Here is a 17183-nt window from a genome sequence, read left to right on the forward strand (position 1 = left end):
TTTCTCAGATATCAGCCGCGATATCGGCACCGACCGGTTTCAGCGGCGACAGTTTTACCGTTTTAATCACATTCTCACCAATGGCAACCACTTCAAACTGATAGTGCCCGATGGCGACAAGGGTATTGAGTGTCGGGATATCACCAAGCTCTTCCAGCAGAAGGCCGTTAATGGTGCGGGCACCTTCTTCCGGCAGGGAGAGGTTCAGGGCTTTATTGATTTCGCGGATATTGGCAGAGCCTTCAATCAGCAGTGTGCCGTCAGGCTGACGGGTCACTTCCTCAGCCAGCGACGGTGACATTGAGGTGGTAAAATCACCGACAATCTCTTCCAGAATATCTTCCACCGAGATAAGCCCCTGGATGTCACCGTACTCATCAACAACCAGTCCGACTTTTTCATTATTGCGCTGAAAATTGACCAGCTGTAAGTTCAGCGGTGTGCTGTCCGGCACAAAGTAGACTTTATCGGCGGCCTTGATAAGCATTTGCTTGGTGAATTCCTGCTTCTCAATCATCAGCCGGTAAGCTTCACGGACACGCAGCATACCGATGGCATCATCCAGTGAGTCGCGGTAGAGCACTATCCGGCCGTGCGGCGAGTGCGTAAGCTGGCGCAGAATGGATTTCCATTCATCATTGATATCAATGCCGATGATTTCAGTACGCGGCACCATAATTTCATCCACACTGACTTTATCCAGATCGAGGATGGAGATCAGCATGTCCTGGTTGCGGCGGGACAGCTTGCCTTTGGATTCATTAACGATGGTTTTCAGTTCTTCTTTTGAAACCGCATCACTGCGGATCACGGTGCCGCGGATACCGATGCAGCGCATCAGAATCAGGGTTATCGCATTAAATGCCCAGACCAGCGGCAGACAGATTTTGGCCAGCGGACGCAGCAGAAAACTGCTCGGAAAGGCAACCTGCTGCGGATAAAGTGCAGCAATGGTTTTCGGCATCACTTCGGCAAAGACGAGGATGACAAAGGTCAGCACCCCGGTGGCGATAGCCACACCGGCGTTACCGTACAACCGCATACCGACAATCGTCCCCAGTGCGGAGGCGACAATATTCACCAGGTTATTACCGATAAGAATGAGACTCAGCAGGCGTTCCGGTTTCTCCAGCAGCTGCTCGACACGACGCGCCGCCCGGTTGCCCTGCTTGGCCTGATGGCGCAGCCGGTAGCGGTTGATGGTCATCATCCCGGTTTCGGATGCGGAAAAGTACGCTGAAATTATCACCAGTAAAATAAGAATGATAATCAGCGTGCTTGTTGAGACGTGCTCCACAGCGGTGTTCCTTTCTTTTGTGATGAGCGGAAAAAGGCGTTACAGAGACCGCCTGTTATGCATACAGCATCAGTTCCTGAAACAGACGGTGCCCGAAAAATGCCAGCGTAAGAATAAAGGCACCGGCGAAGTTAAACCAGATAACCCGTTTACCGCGCCAGCCTTCATGATAGTGCCCCCACAGCAGCACGATATAGACACACCAGGCAACCATCGACAGCAATGATTTATGAATATTATCTTTATCAAAGATGTTATCCATAAACACAATGCCGGTGGCGAGTGTCAGTGTCAGCAGAATCACGCCGACCTGGGTGATATGAAACATTTTACGCTCGATAACCATTAACGGCGGCATATCCGGCGTAAACCTGAGGCGTTTGTTTTTCAGCTGATGATCCATCCAGCCGAGCTGCATGGCATACAGTGCCGCAATAATCAGTGTCGCGAAGCTGAGCAGCGCCAGTCCGATATGCACAAACAGCGGCACACTGGCCTGTAAGTGGGTGATAAACTCGCCCGGCATCAGGGTGGCAAGAATCAGGTTGACCATCGAGAAGCTGTAAACAATCGGGATAAGGAACCATGCCCGGCCCTGAAACGCGACAATTGTCATAATGACGGAGACCAGCAGGCTGACCACCGAGCCGAGATTCAGTAGTGTCAGGTTCTGACCAACGCCCTGAAAAATCTGTGATTTAACCGCCACACCGTGACACACCAGCGCGATAACGGCAAAGATCAGCGCCAGTTTCCGGTAGCCGCGCTGATAGCGGAGCACGCCCGGCATCAGGAGAACCAGGCTTAACAGATACGCGCTAATTGCAACAACAGAGATTTCAGGCATGGTTTTGTGATTATTCAGTCAGTAAGATGAAACAAAATTCATACGTCAGTATACCGCAGCCCGCAGATCACTCCAATGATTACACGATACTTTACGTAAATCGGTTCGCTGATTTGCTGCGGCGCGTGTTATAATCCCGGGTATCTTTTCTATTTTTAGCTCAGTTTTGGCAGAGTCGATGACATGTTTGATAATTTAACTGACAGACTTTCGCGCACCTTGCGCAATATCAGTGGTCGCGGACGACTGACGGAAGACAATATTAAAGAAACGCTGCGCGAAGTGCGTATGGCGCTTCTGGAAGCCGATGTTGCCCTGCCGGTGGTACGGGATTTCATCAACCGCGTCAAAGAGCGTGCCGTTGGTCATGAGGTGAATAAAAGCCTGACGCCGGGGCAGGAGTTCGTCAAAATCGTTCAGGGCGAACTGGTTGCGGCGATGGGCGAGGAAAACAACGCCCTGGATCTCTCCGCCCAGCCGCCGGCTGTGGTACTGATGGCCGGTCTGCAGGGTGCGGGTAAAACCACCAGTGTGGCGAAACTCGGTAAACTGCTGAAAGAAAAACAGAAGAAAAAAGTACTGGTGGTCTCTGCGGACGTGTACCGTCCGGCGGCGATTAAACAGTTACAGACACTGGCAGAGACCGTGGGGATCGAATTCTTCCCGTCTGATGTGTCAGAAAAACCGATTGATATCGTTAAAAAAGCACTGAAACACGCACAGTTGCAATTCTTTGATGTCCTGCTGGTGGATACCGCGGGCCGTCTGCATGTCGATGAAGGCATGATGGGCGAGATCAAAGAGCTGCACGCAGCTATTAATCCGATCGAAACCCTGTTTGTCGTGGATGCCATGACCGGTCAGGATGCGGCAAACACCGCCAAAGCCTTTAACGAAGCCCTGCCGCTGACCGGTGTGGTGCTGACCAAAGTCGATGGTGATGCGCGCGGCGGTGCGGCACTGTCTATCCGCCATATTACCGGTAAACCGATTAAATTCCTGGGTGTCGGGGAAAAAACCGATGCACTGGAGCCGTTCCATCCGGATCGCGTTGCCTCCCGTATTCTGGGCATGGGCGATGTGCTGTCACTGATTGAAGAGATTGAGAGCAAAGTTGACCGCGACCAGGCGGAGAAACTGGCCTCCAAGCTGAAAAAAGGTGACGGGTTTGACCTCAATGATTTCCTGGAACAGCTTAAGCAGATGCGCAATATGGGTGGCATGGCCGGGATGCTGACTAAGCTGCCGGGCATGTCTCAGGTGCCTGACGCGGTGAAATCGCAGATGGATGACAGCGTGCTGACCAAAATGGAAGCGATGATCAATTCCATGACCAAAAAAGAGCGCGTCAAACCGGACATTATCAAAGGGTCCCGCAAACGCCGTATCGCAGCAGGTTCCGGAACTCAGGTGCAGGATGTCAACCGGCTGCTCAAGCAGTTCGATGATATGCAGCGCATGATGAAAAAGATGAAGAAAGGGGGCCTCGCGAAGATGATGCGGGGCATGAAAGGTATGATGCCGCCGGGTATGATGGGGCGGTAAAACAAAGAAAGTCACAAAGAATAATCACTTTGGATTGATTTTTTCGCCAAAGTGAGTAAACTTTTCGGGCTTTTTCTATGACAACCGGACGCCATTCCTCGATGGGGTCTGGTTGTTTGTCAATTCAATGAGGATGTTATGGTAACAATTCGTTTAGCTCGTGGCGGCGCAAAAAAGCGTCCGTTCTACCAAATCGTCGTAACCGACAGTCGTAATGCACGTGACGGTCGTTTCATCGAACGTATTGGTTTCTTCAACCCTATCGCTGCCGGTAAGGCTGAAACTCTGCGCTTAGATCTGGACCGTGTTGAACACTGGGTTGGTCTGGGTGCAACTGTCTCTGATCGTGTTGCTGTACTGATCAAAGACGCAAAAAAAGCAGCTTAATCTGTCACGGTGGCAACAATGAGCAAGCACACTAATCCGCAAGCCCCTTCTGATCCGATTGTACTCGGCAAACTGGGGTCATCTTACGGTATTAAAGGGTGGCTCAGAGTGTTTTCTTCCACCGAAAATACTGAAAGTATTTTTGATTATCAGCCGTGGTTTATTCAGCGTAACGGGGTGTGGCAACACATCGAACCGGAAGACTGGAAATCCCACAATCAGGATATGATCGTCAAACTCAACGGGGTTGACGACAGAGATGCGGCAAACGCACTGACCAATGCGGAAATCGTGGTGGACAGTTCGCAGTTACCGGAATTAGACGGCGATGATTACTACTGGAAAGACCTGATGGGCTGCCGTGTAGTGACCACCGGCGGATATGATCTCGGCACCGTGACCGATTTAATGGAAACCGGGTCGAATGATGTTCTGGTGATTAAAGCAAATCTGAAAGATGCCTTCGGCATGAAAGAGCGGTTAGTACCGTATCTTGACGGGCAGGTTATCAGGAAAGTTGATCTCACTGAAAAACTGATTGAAGTTGAGTGGGATCCCGGTTTTTAAACCTCCGGTGATGGTTTTGTCATTAAGTGGGACACGAAAATGTGGATTGGGGTTATCAGCCTGTTTCCTGAAATGTTCCTCTCAATTACCGGGCATGGTGTAACCGGACGGGCAGTAAAAAACGGCCTGATCAGTGTAGATTGCTGGAACCCGCGTGATTTCACGTATGACCGGCACCACACTGTGGACGATCGGCCCTATGGGGGCGGTCCCGGCATGCTGATGATGGTGGAGCCTCTGCGCAAAGCTATCCATGCAGCAAAAGCTGCCGCAGGTGACAATGCGAAAGTGATTTATCTTTCGCCGCAGGGCCGCAAACTCGATCAACAGGGAGTTTGTGAGCTGGCCGCCAACGAGAAGTTAATTCTGGTGTGCGGCCGGTATGAGGGCGTAGATGAACGCGTTATCCAGACTGAAATAGATGAAGAATGGTCAGTCGGGGATTACGTGCTCAGCGGTGGTGAATTACCGGCGATGGTACTGATTGATGCGGTATCGCGTTTTGTCCCGGGTGTCCTCGGACATCAGGCATCAGCAAAAGAAGATTCCTTTGCTGACGGTTTACTTGACCACCCGCACTATACCCGCCCTGAAGTGTTGGATGGCATGTGTGTTCCGCCGGTTTTACTGTCGGGCAACCATGCGGAAATTGATCGCTGGCGTATGAAACAGTCACTCGGTCGCACCTGGCTCAGAAGACCTGAACTTCTGGAAAGCCTAGCTCTGACTGACGAGCAAAGGATGTTGCTGGCTGAATTCCAACGGGAATATCAGTCCGGAGCAACAAGTTAATCCAGGTATCCTGCGGGATATCTTTTGAAATATCAGTTTACCTAGGGTAAGAGATTTATTATGAGCAACATTATTAAACAACTTGAACAAGAGCAGATGAAACAAGACGTACCTTCATTCCGTCCGGGTGACACCGTGGAAGTTAAGGTATGGGTCGTTGAAGGTTCTAAAAAACGTCTGCAGGCATTCGAGGGCGTGGTTATCGCTATCCGTAACCGCGGTCTGCACTCTGCATTCACTGTTCGCAAGATTTCTAACGGCGAAGGTGTTGAGCGTGTATTCCAGACTCACTCACCTGTTGTTGACAGCATCAGCGTTAAACGCCGTGGTGCCGTTCGTCGTGCTAAACTGTACTACCTGCGTGAGCGTTCAGGTAAGGCAGCTCGTATTAAAGAGCGTTTGAACGCAAAATAATGCGCAAGCATCCGATATGATAATAAAAGGCCAGCCTCGTGCTGGCCTTTTTTATACGCTATTTTATTTCCCTTTCCTGCCTGTTTTCCGTTCAATTCACTGTATTGTTTATATGACACCAATTTTTCAATGTAAATAAATATTTACACTAAATCTGTGTTTTAAGCTTCTCCGCTTTTATCGGTTATTTAATGCATTACGTTTCAATTCTTATATTTTGTCTTTTTTATCAATGTATTGTGCGTTATTTTGAGACGGGTGAGATGATTTTATTTCTTCGGCGAGAACATCTTATTTTTGTTTTGTAATTTAAAATGTACAAAAATTTAAATATTTTACGATTTTGGATTGAATTATTTACGAAGGATGTTATGGTGTTTTCTCAGACACTCAACACGTAATCCATTTTTTGTAAAACTCAGCAGGAAAACACTATGATCATGCAAAAAGACGCACTCAATAACGTTCACATCAGTGATGAAATTGTTTTAATCTCACCGGAAGAACTGAAACAAAAGTACCCATTGAGTCGCAACGACCAGCATGCCATCGCCGGTGCGCGTAAGACGATTGCGGATATTGTTCATCACCGTGATCCGCGTTTACTGGTGGTCTGCGGTCCGTGTTCCGTTCATGACACCGATGCAGCGCTGGAGTATGCCCGTCGTCTGAAAGAATTATCTGCTGAGTTGAGTGACAGTCTGTATATCGTGATGCGTGTCTATTTTGAAAAACCGCGGACAACTGTGGGCTGGAAAGGGCTTATCAGTGATCCGTTTATGGATGGCTCTTTCGAGATGGAAAAAGGTCTGCACATTGCCCGCAAACTGATGGTGGACCTGGTTCAGCTCGGCCTGCCGCTGGCCGGTGAAGCGCTGGATCCGAATAACCCGCAGTACCTCGGGGATCTGTTCAGCTGGTCTGCCATCGGGGCGCGTACCACCGAATCACAGACACACCGTGAAATGGCATCCGGTCTGTCCATGCCGGTCGGCTTTAAAAACGGCACTGACGGCAGTCTGAGCACCGCCATCAATGCCATGAAAGCCGCGTCCATGCCGCACCGTTTTATGGGGATCAACCAGTCCGGTCAGGTCTGTCTGTTACAGACACAGGGTAACCCGAACGGCCATGTGATCCTGCGCGGCGGAAAACGCCCGAACTACAGTGCGGAAGATATTACGGAATGTGAGGCACAAATGAAGAAAGCCGGTCTCACCCCCTCACTGATGGTAGACTGCAGTCACGGCAACTCGGATAAAGATTTCCGTCGTCAGCCGCTGGTGGTGGATGCGGTGGCAGAACAAATTTGTGCCGGAAATACCTCAATTACCGGTATTATGCTGGAAAGCCATATTAATGAAGGCAATCAGTCATCAGAACAGCCGCGCAGTGCCATGCAGTACGGCGTGTCAGTGACGGACGCCTGCATCAGCTGGGAAACCACTGAAGCAGTTCTGCGTCAGCTGCATCAGCAGATTTCACCGGCGCTGGCAGAGCGTGTGGTTAAGTTACAGCAGGCAGGATAATAAAAACAGGCAGGGTGTATGTCCGGTGCATTAACGCATTTACGTGATCAAATTGATGAAGTGGATAAATCGCTGCTGTCACTGCTGGCAAAACGCCTGCAGTTAGTGGCAGAAGTCGGGGAAGTGAAAAGTCAGCACGGCCTGCCGGTTTATGCGCCGGATCGCGAAGCCACGATGCTGGCGTCCCGGCGGCAGGAGGCGGAATCCCTCGGGGTTCCGCCGGATCTGATAGAGGATGTGCTGCGCCGTATCATGCGGGAATCCTATTCCCGTGAGAATGATAAGGGTTTTAAAAAGCTCAATGCGCAGGTACGTCCGATCGTGATTGTCGGCGGTGACGGCAAAATGGGGCAGTTGTTCCGGCGGATGCTGGCGTTGTCCGGTTATACCGTGCGTATTCTCGACAGCGGTGACTGGGCCGATGCGCCTGAATTGCTGTCGGATGCGGGCATGGTGATTGTCAGTGTGCCTATCCATCTGACAGAACAGGTTATTAAACAATTACCGCCGCTACCGGAAGATTGCATCCTGGCGGATCTCGCCTCTGTCAAAGCGGGGCCGTTACAGGCAATGCTGGCAGTACACAACGGGCCGGTGCTCGGGTTGCACCCGATGTTCGGGCCGGATGTCGGCAGTTTTGCCAAGCAGGTGGTGGCATTCTGTGACGGGCGTTTTCCGGAGCAGTACCAGTGGTTCCTGGAACAGATCACCGTCTGGGGCGCGCATTTGCAGGGTATTAAGGCGCAGGAGCATGATCGTAATATGCGCTATATTCAGGCGTTGCGTCATTTTACCACCTTTGCTTACGGGCGCTATCTGGCAAAAGAAAATGTCGATCTCGCGCAGCTGCTGTCATTGTCATCACCGATTTACCGGCTGGAACTGGTGATGATTGGCCGCCTGTTTGCCCAGGATCCACAGCTTTATGCCGATATCATTATGGCCTCGGAAGATAACCTGGATGTGATAGAGAATTATCACCGTGAGTTCGGTGAAGCCATGGCACTGCTGGAAAGCCGGGATAAAGCAGAGTTTATTTCGCAGTTTTCCGCCGTCAGTGACTGGTTTGGCGAACACGCCCAGCGCTTTATGAAAGAGAGTCAGGGACTGCTGCAACAGGCGAGAGACAGCCGCCGCTGAGTATAAGACACAAAAAAGCGGATGATACCATCCGCTTTTTTATCACACCGGTTTCACCGGATAATCAGGCGCGATCCACCGGGAAGGCGATCACATCACTGATCCGCTCTGCACCCAGCGCGAGCATAATCAGCCGGTCAATCCCCAGTGCCACACCGGCACATTCCGGGAATCCGTGTTCGAGTGCTGCCAGCAGATTTTCATCAATCGGCTGCTCCGGCAGACCCATACTTGCCCGTTTGCGGTTATCCCGCTCAAAGCGCTGACGCTGCTCTGCGGCATCAGTCAGTTCACGGAAGCCGTTTGCCAGCTCAACCCCTTTGTAATACACCTCAAAGCGCTCAGCCACACGGTGATCTTCAGAACTGATCTCCGCCAGTGAAGCCTGGCTTGCCGGGAAGTGATAAATAAAGGTTGGTTTTTCCAGCCCGATATGCGGCTCCACACCCACCATAAACAGCAACTGCAAAATGGTATCGCGATCTTCTTCAGTATCAGCAATATTGCTGACATCCAGTTTGGCTGCAACGTCACGCAGTTTGTCTTTTTCGGCGGTCAGCGGATCGATATCCAGGTAGCGCAGGAAAGCCTGCTGGTAGGATAACGACTCTGCACTTTCACACTCTAAGGTTTGCTGTAATAAATCATCAACCTCATTTATCAGACGGTACATATCATAATGAGGACGATACCATTCGAGCATGGTGAACTCCGGATTATGATAGCGTCCGGCTTCCTCGTTACGATAGCTGCGACCCATCTGATAAATAGGCCCGCTGCCCGCTGCCAGCAACCGTTTCATGTGATACTCCGGGCTGGTCATCAGATAAAGCGTTATTCCCTGTGCGGCACCGGGGCTGGTAAACTGAGTTTCAAAGGCGCGCAGATGGACATCGGTGACGGTCGCCTGACTCATGGTCGGCGTTTCGACTTCTAATACACCTCTGTCTGCAAAAAAATGTCTGATTTCATTAACAATTTTTGCACGTTTTAATAGATTGGCTATCGGGGCAGTCGGCTGCCAGCCCGCAATATCACTCATGCCGTAAGAACTCCGAATAAAAATAAAGGGTGCAGTTTACCCGCAACCTCTGATGGTGACAAACAGATATGCAGAACATGCTACGTGTAAAACCGGACTCTGAACAGGCGTATTGTGCGGCAGCGGGGTGCGGGAGCACCCCGGGCAGGTATCATCAACTGATTAAGGCCGGCGGGACATGTTCCCCCGGATAACTACCGAGCACCTTCACCGAACGGGCGATTGCCTGCAACGCGTTGAGCGCCTGCTGCATCGGTACGGAACGCAGATTGGCATGCACATCAATATAAAACATCTCTTCCCACGGTGTGCCGTGAATAGGGCGGGATTCCAGTTTGCTCATCACAATGTCATGCTCTTTCAGGATAATCAGCGCATCGACCAGCGCCCCGGCCTGTTGTCCGGTCGCCATCAGCAGCGTGGTTTTCGCCGGTACCTGCTCTGACACATCAATCGGCTGGCGGGCTATGACAATAAACCGCGTCATATTGGTCTGCTGATTGGCAAGATTCTGTGCAATCGCCTGTAACCCGTACAGCGCGCCACCGGCTTCACTGCCGAGAGCCGCCACATCCGTCCGGTTAAGGGAGGCGACTTTTTCCATCGCCGCTGCGGTACTTTCGCAGTATTCAATTTTGCGATCCGGGAACTGGCTGAGATACTGACTGCACTGTTCAAATGGCTGCGGATGGCTGTAAAGCGTGGTGATTCCGGCAAGATCAGCGCCCGGAATGGTCAGCAGACAGTGATTCACCGGCAGACGCAGCTCGCCGACAATGGAAAGCGGGGTGGTCTGGAGCAAATCATAGACATCGTTGATGGCACCGGAACTGGTATTTTCCAGCGGCAGCATTCCGTAATCCGCCTGACCGTTTTCAACCAGCTCAAAAATATCGCGGAATTTACGGCAGCTGAACTCGGTCATATGATCGAAATGACGGGCGGAATACTGACGGGCAGCCACATGTGAATAAGAGCCTCTCGGTCCGAGGAAGGCTATCCGCGCGCTGTTATCCGGTGTCTGATTCAGGTGCTTTTGTAAAATCGCCTGTTGGGTTAGAACCGAATCCTCAATAATCAGCTGGAACAGGCGGGTAATATAAAACCCGTCCAGCCCGTGTGGTTTGCCTTTGTTTATCAGTACATCCAGCAGTTCACGCTCGCGGTTTTTATCGCGGATAGGGCGGTTATCCTGCAGTTTGGTCTGTGCGACAGCCACGGCCAGTTTGCGTCGCTTTGCCAGTAAATCCAGTAATTGCGCATCCAGCTGGCTGATTTGTTCCCGTATAGCTAAAAGATCGTTCATATGTTGTCCTCAGACCCTGTTTCCCGGCGATAAAAAAAGCCTCCGCGGCGGGAGGCTTTTCTGTGCGTCTTCGTTTTCTTTCTCACACGACAAAAAGCCTCATTAACAGAAGCGAAAAAAGAAAAAGAAGAAGCGGATGCGGGGATACATGGTCAGTACGTTGTCCGTTGTGTCATCAGATGATAGTTAATAGACCTGATGCAACCCGTTGTGTCAACCAAAAAAAACGCGCCCGTAGGGCGCGCAGAGACAAAACTCAATTTATTATATTTTTTATTCTGCGGATTCTTCATCAGACACAAGGTTGGCTTCTTTAACACTGTTATCCGCGCGGCGCGCTTCACCTTTGTGCTGTGCTTTATTCAGCTGCCGTTCCAGTTTCGCCAGTAATTCATTGATGGCGGCATACATATCAGCGTGTTTGGCGCTGGCAACTAAATTTCCATTCGGTGTGCTGATGGTGGCATCAACCACAAATCCCTGCGGATCTTTCGCGAGGATAATGTGCGGGTTAATTAAAGGAACCTGCCACTTACTCAGCTTATCGAGACGGTTTTCAACATGCTCCCGGATTGCCGGGGTGATCTCCATTTGCTTACTGGTGATATTCACATTCATAGTGACCTCTCTTTGTTACATCCGTCTTGTTGATGCTCAGAATACGTGGATGGTGACAAGAAAAAATTGATCGCCGTCACTAATATTTTTTAGTTTTTTCAAAAGGTTATATTTTTGTGAGCCGGGTTGAGAATACAGAGGATACCACTTGCGGGAAAGGACTGAATCGTGCATTATCGATAAGTTGGCTGACCGCACATTCTCAGAGACGAGAAGGCTGTCGGCCATTTTTTATGCAGTAACACTGTGATAAGACAATAAAAAAGCCATCCGGAGATGGCCTTTTCAATCAAACAGGTAAAACGGAACTCAGTTGCGCGGGTTAGCGGCAATCAGTTTTGCCACTTTTCCGGCTTCCGCCGTTAATCCCAGTTCATTATAGGCATTTTCCATCAGCGGCAGCGCCTGACGTGTCGCCAGTGTGTCCGGATAATCACGCAGCATTAATTCAACACGATTAATCACCGCGACATATGCCCCGCGTTTCGTGTAGAATTTCGCAACGGCCAGTTCAAAGGCCGCAAGGCGATCTTTGAGGAACACCAGACGTTTTGCGGAGTCTGTCGCATAGATACTGGTCGGATAATAACGCAGTAACTGGCTGAAATCCTGGAATGCCACACGGGCATTCTGCGGGTCGCGGTCCGCACGATCGATACCAAAGAAACTCTGCAGCATGTTATCATCGAGCGCCTGAGCGGTCAGACCGCGCATGTACAGGACGTAATCGATGTTCGGATGTGTCGGGTTCAGACGCATGAAACGGTCGATAGAGGCCAGTGCCATCTGTAAATCACCTGCTTTATAGTAGGCGTAAATCAGATCCAGCTGAACCTGCTGTGAATACGGGCCGAAAGGAAAACGGTTATCGAGGGTCTCAAGCTGCGTGATGGCCCCTTTATAGTTACCGTCCTGTAATTTTTCCTGGCCGACAGTGTACAGCTCTGACGGTGAGGCATCCGGGAGAATTTCCTTGTTTCCGGAACAGCCGGACAACATGAGGCTTAGCGTGGCGGCGGCCACGAGATATTTCATACGTATCATCACGTGTTGATTATCCTCTGAATATTTTTTAGGGAGCACTCCGTACAGCTCCCGCTGGCGATCACGATACAATACCACATAGTTTAAATGAAACGGTGTTGCCGTTCAAAATATAACTTTCTGATACAGAGACAAACATGGCTCAAGAAATACAACTTACCGCAACTATTAATGAATCACAGCTCGGTCAGCGTTTAGATCAGGCTTTGGCGGAATTGTTCCCTGATTATTCACGATCACGTATAAAAGAGTGGATCTTAGCTGACAGGGTTCAGGTTAACGGCCGTCTTGTCAACAAACCAAAAGAAAAAATGCTGGGCGGGGAACAAATCAGTATTGATGCACTGATTGACGAAGACATGCGGTTTGAACCGCAAAACCTGCCGCTCAATATCGTTTATGAAGATGATGATATCCTGGTGATTAATAAGCCGCGTGATTTTGTGGTGCATCCGGGGGCGGGTAATCCGGACGGCACTGTCCTGAACGCATTGCTGTATCATTATCCTGATATCGCTGATGTGCCGCGCGCAGGTATCGTTCACCGCCTGGATAAAGACACCACCGGTCTGATGGTGGTGGCGAAAACCGTTCCGGCTCAGACCCGGCTGGTGGAATCACTGCAACTGCGCGAAATCACCCGTGAATATGAAGCGGTGGCCAATGGTCGCATGACTGCGGGCGGCAAAGTGGAAGAGCCGATTTCCCGTCACCCGACCAAACGTACTCATATGGCCGTTAACCCGATGGGTAAACCGGCGGTGACGCATTACCGTGTGATGGAGCATTTCCGTGCTCACACCCGTCTGCGCCTGCGTCTGGAAACCGGCCGTACTCACCAGATCCGTGTGCATATGGCACATATCAATCATCCGCTGGTGGGTGACCAGCTCTATGGTGGTCGTCCGCGTCCGCTGAAAGGGGCAAGTGATGAATTCCGTGATGCACTGCGGGAATTTGACCGTCAGGCACTGCACGCCACCATGCTGCGTCTTTATCATCCGATCTCCGGCATTCAGATGGAGTGGCACGCGCCGATTCCGGATGATATGGTGAAACTGATTGAGGTTCTCAAAGCTGATGCACAAGCGCATCAGGATGATATGGACTGGTAAGGAGTCACCATGACCGCACTGATTACCCCGCAATGGCCGTTGCCCGCAGGCGTGAAAGCCTGCAGTTCATTACGTACAGGCGGTGTCAGTCAGCCGCCGTTTGACAGTCTCAATCTGGGGCTGCATACCGGTGATTCCCCGGAGGATGTCGTCCGTAACCGGGCGATTCTGGCTGAGGCGGCAGGGTTTCCGGACACACCGCTGTGGCTGAATCAGGTACACGGAACGGATGTTGCCATTCTGGATGACAACACACCGCGCGGCCCGCAGGCCGATGCGGTGTATACCCGTACCCCGGGGAAAGTTTGTGCGATCATGACGGCGGATTGCCTGCCGGTACTGTTCTGTTCCCGTGACGGGCGTGAAGTGGCGGGGGCACATGCAGGCTGGCGCAGTTTATGCGGTGGCGTGCTGGAAAATACCGTGTCGTGCTTTACAGCTGCGCCGTCAGATATTATCGCCTGGCTGGGGCCGGCTATCGGCCCGCAGAAATTTGAGGTCGGTGCGGAAGTGCGGGAGGTGTTTATGGTGCACGCCGCAGAAGCGGCTTCGGCATTTATTCCGTATGGTGATAAATATCTGGCGGATATTTATCAGCTGGCCCGTCAGCGTCTGGCTGCTGCCGGTGTGACCTCGGTTTCCGGCGGCACCGAATGCACGGTGACTGACGTTGCCCGCTTCTTCTCTTACCGCCGTGATGCCCGGACCGGGCGCATGGCGTCATTTATCTGGATCACTCCTCAGCAAAAGCTATAACCTTCAGGATTACGCATAATATTTAATATTTTTTCAAAATCCGGCTTGAATATTTGACAAAAGTCCTCATTTAGTACTTAGCTAAAATTCAAAGCCATTTTTTGGAGGTGTTATGCGTTTGGATCGTTTCACGAATAAATTCCAGCAAGCGCTCGCCGACGCCCAGTCTCTTGCAGTCGGGCACAGCAATCAATTTATTGAACCCGTGCATTTACTGTCTGCATTTCTGCATCAGGAAGGCGGGTCGGTGCGTCCGTTACTGGCATCCGCCGGGGCGGATATCGCGCAGCTTAATCAGAAGATTGATGACACCATCAGTCGTTTACCGCAGGTGGAAGGTTCCGCCGGGGATGTGCAACCCTCACAGGATCTAATCCGTCACCTGAATATATGTGACCAGATTGCACAAAAACAAAATGATGCTTATATCGCATCCGAAATTTTTGTTCTGGCTGTATTAGAGAGCAACAGCTCATTAGCCGATGTATTAAAAGCAGCCGGAATTAATAAACAAACACTTAAGAAGGCTATAGACACTATGCGTGGTGGTGAAAATGTGAATGACCAGGGCGCGGAAGATCAACGCCAGGCCCTGAAGAAATATACGATTGATTTAACTGAGCGCGCCGAATCCGGCAAACTTGACCCGGTTATCGGCCGTGATGAAGAGATCCGCCGGACTATCCAGGTCTTACAGCGCAGAACCAAAAATAACCCGGTACTGATCGGGGAACCCGGGGTGGGTAAAACCGCCATCGTGGAAGGACTGGCGCAGCGTATCGTCAACGGAGAAGTGCCGGAAGGGCTGAAAAACAAACGCGTGCTGTCCCTGGATCTGGGGGCATTACTGGCGGGTGCCAAATACCGCGGTGATTTCGAAGAGCGTCTGAAAGCCGTTCTGAATGAATTATCCAAAGAAGAAGGCAGTGTCATCCTCTTTATTGATGAGCTGCATACCATGGTCGGCGCAGGTAAAGCCGATGGTGCAATGGACGCCGGGAACATGCTGAAACCGGCGCTGGCCCGTGGTGAACTGCACTGTGTGGGCGCCACCACGCTGGATGAGTACCGCCAGTATATAGAGAAAGACGCGGCATTAGAGCGCCGTTTCCAGAAAGTCTATGTGGCTGAGCCGACAGTGGAAGACACCATTGCGATTCTGCGTGGTCTGAAAGAGCGTTATGAGCTGCACCACCATGTGCAGATAACCGACCCGGCGATTGTCGCGGCGGCAACATTATCACACCGCTATATTACGGATCGTATGTTACCGGATAAAGCGATTGACCTGATTGATGAAGCGGGTGCAAGTCTGCGTATGCAGATGGATTCCAAACCGGAATCTCTCGACAGACTGGATCGCCGTATCATTCAGTTAAAACTGGAACAGCAGGCACTGAAAAAAGAGTCTGATGATGCCAGTAAAAAACGGCTCGATATGCTGGAGCAGGAATTAACCGAGAAAGAGCGCGAGTATGCGTCTCTGGAAGAAGAGTGGAAAGCGGAGAAAGCAACGCTGTCCGGCACCCAGCATATTAAAGCAGAACTGGAGCAGGCGAAAACCGCACTGGAACAGGCACGCCGTACCGGTGATCTGACCAAAATGTCAGAATTGCAGTACGGTAAAATTCCGGAGCTGGAAAAACAGCTGGCGGCAGCGAATGCGGCAGAAGATAAAGATATGAAGCTGCTGCGTAATAAAGTGACTGATGTGGAAATCGCTGAAATCCTGGCGCGCTGGACCGGTATTCCGGTATCCCGCATGCTGGAAGGTGAGCGTGAAAAACTGCTGCGTATGGAGCAGGTGATGCACAGTCGTGTGATCGGCCAGGATGAAGCGGTCGATGCGGTGGCGAATGCTATCCGCCGCAGCCGTGCCGGGTTATCTGATCCGAATCGTCCGATTGGTTCGTTCCTGTTCCTGGGGCCGACCGGGGTGGGTAAAACCGAGCTGTGTAAAGCGCTGGCTGATTTCCTGTTCGACAGCGATGACGCGATGGTGCGTATCGATATGTCCGAGTTTATGGAAAAACATTCCGTGGCACGGCTTATCGGGGCACCTCCGGGATATGTCGGGTATGAAGAGGGCGGTTATCTGACCGAAGCGGTCCGCCGTCGTCCTTATTCTGTCATTCTGCTGGATGAAGTGGAAAAAGCGCATCCGGATGTTTTCAACATCTTATTACAGGTGCTGGATGACGGACGGCTGACTGACGGGCAGGGTCGCACCGTGGATTTCCGCAACACGGTCGTGATTATGACCTCTAACCTGGGGTCTGACCGGATTCAGGAGCACTTTGGTGAACTGAACTACGATGCAATGAAAGGCGCGGTCATGGAAGTGGTTTCTCATCACTTCAGACCGGAATTCATCAACCGTATTGATGAAGTGGTGGTATTCCATCCGCTGGCGAAAGAGCAGATCCACGCAATTGCGAAAATTCAGCTCAAACGTCTGTACAAACGTCTGGAAGAGCACGGCTATCAGGTCACGATTACTGACAGTGCGCTGGATAAACTGGCGGAAGCCGGATTCGACCCGGTATTCGGGGCGCGTCCGCTGAAACGGGCTATTCAGCAGGAGATCGAAAACCCGATGGCGCAGGCAATGCTGTCCGGCAAACTGATTCCGGGCAAAATGATCACCCTGGATTTAACCGATGGTGTGATCACCGCGAAACAGTAATAACAGAAGAAAGCAAAACAGAGGGGCGCGGAAGCGCCCCTTTTTTGTGCATTATGCACAGGAAATCAGCGATATCTTGTGTGTTTGCCTTATTTTTG

Annotated in this window: 16 protein-coding genes and 1 other annotated feature; of the genes, 10 read left to right on the forward strand and 6 right to left on the reverse strand. The window is 51.1% G+C overall.

What is annotated here, in order from left to right:
* Positions 1-4: 4 nt before the first annotated feature.
* Positions 5-1297 carry a CNNM domain-containing protein gene (locus ACF8OF_RS05180; protein ID WP_392495924.1) on the reverse strand — a complete coding sequence of 431 codons (1293 nt, stop codon included), beginning with the start codon at positions 1295-1297 and terminating at the stop codon, positions 5-7.
* Between the two features lie 55 nt (positions 1298-1352).
* Positions 1353-2144 carry an inner membrane protein YpjD gene (locus tag ACF8OF_RS05185; RefSeq protein WP_025154100.1) on the reverse strand — a complete coding sequence of 264 codons (792 nt, stop codon included), beginning with the start codon at positions 2142-2144 and terminating at the stop codon, positions 1353-1355.
* A 183-nt stretch (positions 2145-2327) separates the two neighbouring features.
* Between ACF8OF_RS05185 and ffh the strand changes: the two genes are divergently transcribed.
* The 7 genes from ffh (at position 2328) to tyrA (ending at position 8518) form a co-directional block, all read left to right on the forward strand.
* Entirely contained in the window at positions 2328-3689 is a 1362-nt protein-coding gene (gene ffh, locus ACF8OF_RS05190) for a signal recognition particle protein (RefSeq protein WP_392495925.1), read from the forward strand.
* A 138-nt stretch (positions 3690-3827) separates the two neighbouring features.
* Positions 3828-4076, forward strand: a complete 249-nt coding sequence (gene rpsP / locus ACF8OF_RS05195; RefSeq protein ID WP_004237878.1) for a 30S ribosomal protein S16 — start codon at positions 3828-3830, stop codon at positions 4074-4076.
* 18 nt (positions 4077-4094) lie between these two features.
* Positions 4095-4643 (forward strand): ribosome maturation factor RimM, encoded by a 549-nt coding sequence (gene rimM, locus ACF8OF_RS05200; RefSeq protein ID WP_262859240.1) that lies wholly within the window; start codon positions 4095-4097, stop codon positions 4641-4643.
* A 39-nt stretch (positions 4644-4682) separates the two neighbouring features.
* Positions 4683-5435: a tRNA (guanosine(37)-N1)-methyltransferase TrmD gene (gene trmD, locus ACF8OF_RS05205; RefSeq protein ID WP_004237880.1), complete on the forward strand. Its 753-nt coding sequence runs from the start codon at positions 4683-4685 to the stop codon at positions 5433-5435.
* 60 nt (positions 5436-5495) lie between these two features.
* The gene (gene rplS, locus ACF8OF_RS05210; RefSeq protein ID WP_004237881.1) at positions 5496-5849 is read left to right on the forward strand and encodes a 50S ribosomal protein L19; all 354 of its coding nucleotides are present in this window, start codon (positions 5496-5498) and stop codon (positions 5847-5849) included.
* Between the two features lie 434 nt (positions 5850-6283).
* Positions 6284-7378, forward strand: coding sequence for a 3-deoxy-7-phosphoheptulonate synthase (locus ACF8OF_RS05215; RefSeq protein ID WP_279799742.1), 1095 nt, complete (start codon positions 6284-6286; stop codon positions 7376-7378).
* An 18-nt stretch (positions 7379-7396) separates the two neighbouring features.
* Entirely contained in the window at positions 7397-8518 is a 1122-nt protein-coding gene (gene tyrA / locus ACF8OF_RS05220; RefSeq protein ID WP_392495928.1) for a bifunctional chorismate mutase/prephenate dehydrogenase, read from the forward strand.
* A gap of 64 nt (positions 8519-8582) precedes the next feature.
* On the opposite strand, the gene epmA is transcribed toward tyrA, so the two are convergent.
* The 4 genes from epmA to bamD form a co-directional block, all read right to left on the reverse strand.
* A complete protein-coding gene (gene epmA / locus ACF8OF_RS05225; protein WP_392495930.1) occupies positions 8583-9560 on the reverse strand; it encodes an elongation factor P--(R)-beta-lysine ligase in 978 nt (325 codons plus the stop codon).
* Positions 9561-9714: 154 nt separating this feature from the next.
* Entirely contained in the window at positions 9715-10866 is a 1152-nt protein-coding gene (pheA, locus tag ACF8OF_RS05230; RefSeq protein ID WP_392495931.1) for a bifunctional chorismate mutase/prephenate dehydratase, read from the reverse strand.
* 29 nt (positions 10867-10895) lie between these two features.
* Positions 10896-11017: a sequence feature (Phe leader region), on the reverse strand.
* 122 nt (positions 11018-11139) lie between these two features.
* Positions 11140-11484, reverse strand: a complete 345-nt coding sequence (gene raiA, locus ACF8OF_RS05235) for a ribosome-associated translation inhibitor RaiA (protein ID WP_004237887.1) — start codon at positions 11482-11484, stop codon at positions 11140-11142.
* A 309-nt stretch (positions 11485-11793) separates the two neighbouring features.
* Complete coding sequence (gene bamD, locus ACF8OF_RS05240; RefSeq protein ID WP_025154108.1) at positions 11794-12528, reverse strand: outer membrane protein assembly factor BamD; 735 nt, start codon at positions 12526-12528, stop codon at positions 11794-11796.
* 137 nt (positions 12529-12665) lie between these two features.
* Between bamD and rluD the strand changes: the two genes are divergently transcribed.
* The 3 genes from rluD to clpB all read left to right on the forward strand — a co-directional run bounded on the left by rluD (position 12666) and on the right by clpB (position 17085).
* Positions 12666-13643 (forward strand): 23S rRNA pseudouridine(1911/1915/1917) synthase RluD, encoded by a 978-nt coding sequence (gene rluD / locus ACF8OF_RS05245; RefSeq protein WP_279799749.1) that lies wholly within the window; start codon positions 12666-12668, stop codon positions 13641-13643.
* Between the two features lie 9 nt (positions 13644-13652).
* Positions 13653-14399 (forward strand): purine nucleoside phosphorylase YfiH, encoded by a 747-nt coding sequence (yfiH, locus tag ACF8OF_RS05250; protein ID WP_392495933.1) that lies wholly within the window; start codon positions 13653-13655, stop codon positions 14397-14399.
* Between the two features lie 112 nt (positions 14400-14511).
* Positions 14512-17085 carry an ATP-dependent chaperone ClpB gene (clpB, locus tag ACF8OF_RS05255; protein ID WP_025154111.1) on the forward strand — a complete coding sequence of 858 codons (2574 nt, stop codon included), beginning with the start codon at positions 14512-14514 and terminating at the stop codon, positions 17083-17085.
* The last annotated feature ends 98 nt before the right edge of the window (positions 17086-17183 follow it).

Source organism: Morganella sp. TYF_1 (assembly GCF_043105645.1).
In the GTDB taxonomy this organism is placed as follows: domain Bacteria; phylum Pseudomonadota; class Gammaproteobacteria; order Enterobacterales; family Enterobacteriaceae; genus Morganella; species Morganella morganii_B.

Bases quoted from the DNA above. Each gene is read 5' to 3' on its own strand.
- clpB (WP_025154111.1), top strand. From the start codon at position 14,512: ATGCGTTTGGATCGTTTCACGAATAAATTCCAGCAAGCGCTCGCCGAC.
- pheA (WP_392495931.1), bottom strand. From the start codon at position 10,866: ATGAACGATCTTTTAGCTATACGGGAACAAATCAGCCAGCTGGATGCG.
- raiA (WP_004237887.1), bottom strand. From the start codon at position 11,484: ATGAATGTGAATATCACCAGTAAGCAAATGGAGATCACCCCGGCAATC.
- ACF8OF_RS05215 (WP_279799742.1), top strand. From the start codon at position 6,284: ATGATCATGCAAAAAGACGCACTCAATAACGTTCACATCAGTGATGAA.
- rimM (WP_262859240.1), top strand. From the start codon at position 4,095: ATGAGCAAGCACACTAATCCGCAAGCCCCTTCTGATCCGATTGTACTC.
- yfiH (WP_392495933.1), top strand. From the start codon at position 13,653: ATGACCGCACTGATTACCCCGCAATGGCCGTTGCCCGCAGGCGTGAAA.
- rplS (WP_004237881.1), top strand. From the start codon at position 5,496: ATGAGCAACATTATTAAACAACTTGAACAAGAGCAGATGAAACAAGAC.
- tyrA (WP_392495928.1), top strand. From the start codon at position 7,397: ATGTCCGGTGCATTAACGCATTTACGTGATCAAATTGATGAAGTGGAT.
- rluD (WP_279799749.1), top strand. From the start codon at position 12,666: ATGGCTCAAGAAATACAACTTACCGCAACTATTAATGAATCACAGCTC.
- ACF8OF_RS05185 (WP_025154100.1), bottom strand. From the start codon at position 2,144: ATGCCTGAAATCTCTGTTGTTGCAATTAGCGCGTATCTGTTAAGCCTG.
- trmD (WP_004237880.1), top strand. From the start codon at position 4,683: ATGTGGATTGGGGTTATCAGCCTGTTTCCTGAAATGTTCCTCTCAATT.
- rpsP (WP_004237878.1), top strand. From the start codon at position 3,828: ATGGTAACAATTCGTTTAGCTCGTGGCGGCGCAAAAAAGCGTCCGTTC.
- epmA (WP_392495930.1), bottom strand. From the start codon at position 9,560: ATGAGTGATATTGCGGGCTGGCAGCCGACTGCCCCGATAGCCAATCTA.
- bamD (WP_025154108.1), bottom strand. From the start codon at position 12,528: ATGATACGTATGAAATATCTCGTGGCCGCCGCCACGCTAAGCCTCATG.
- ffh (WP_392495925.1), top strand. From the start codon at position 2,328: ATGTTTGATAATTTAACTGACAGACTTTCGCGCACCTTGCGCAATATC.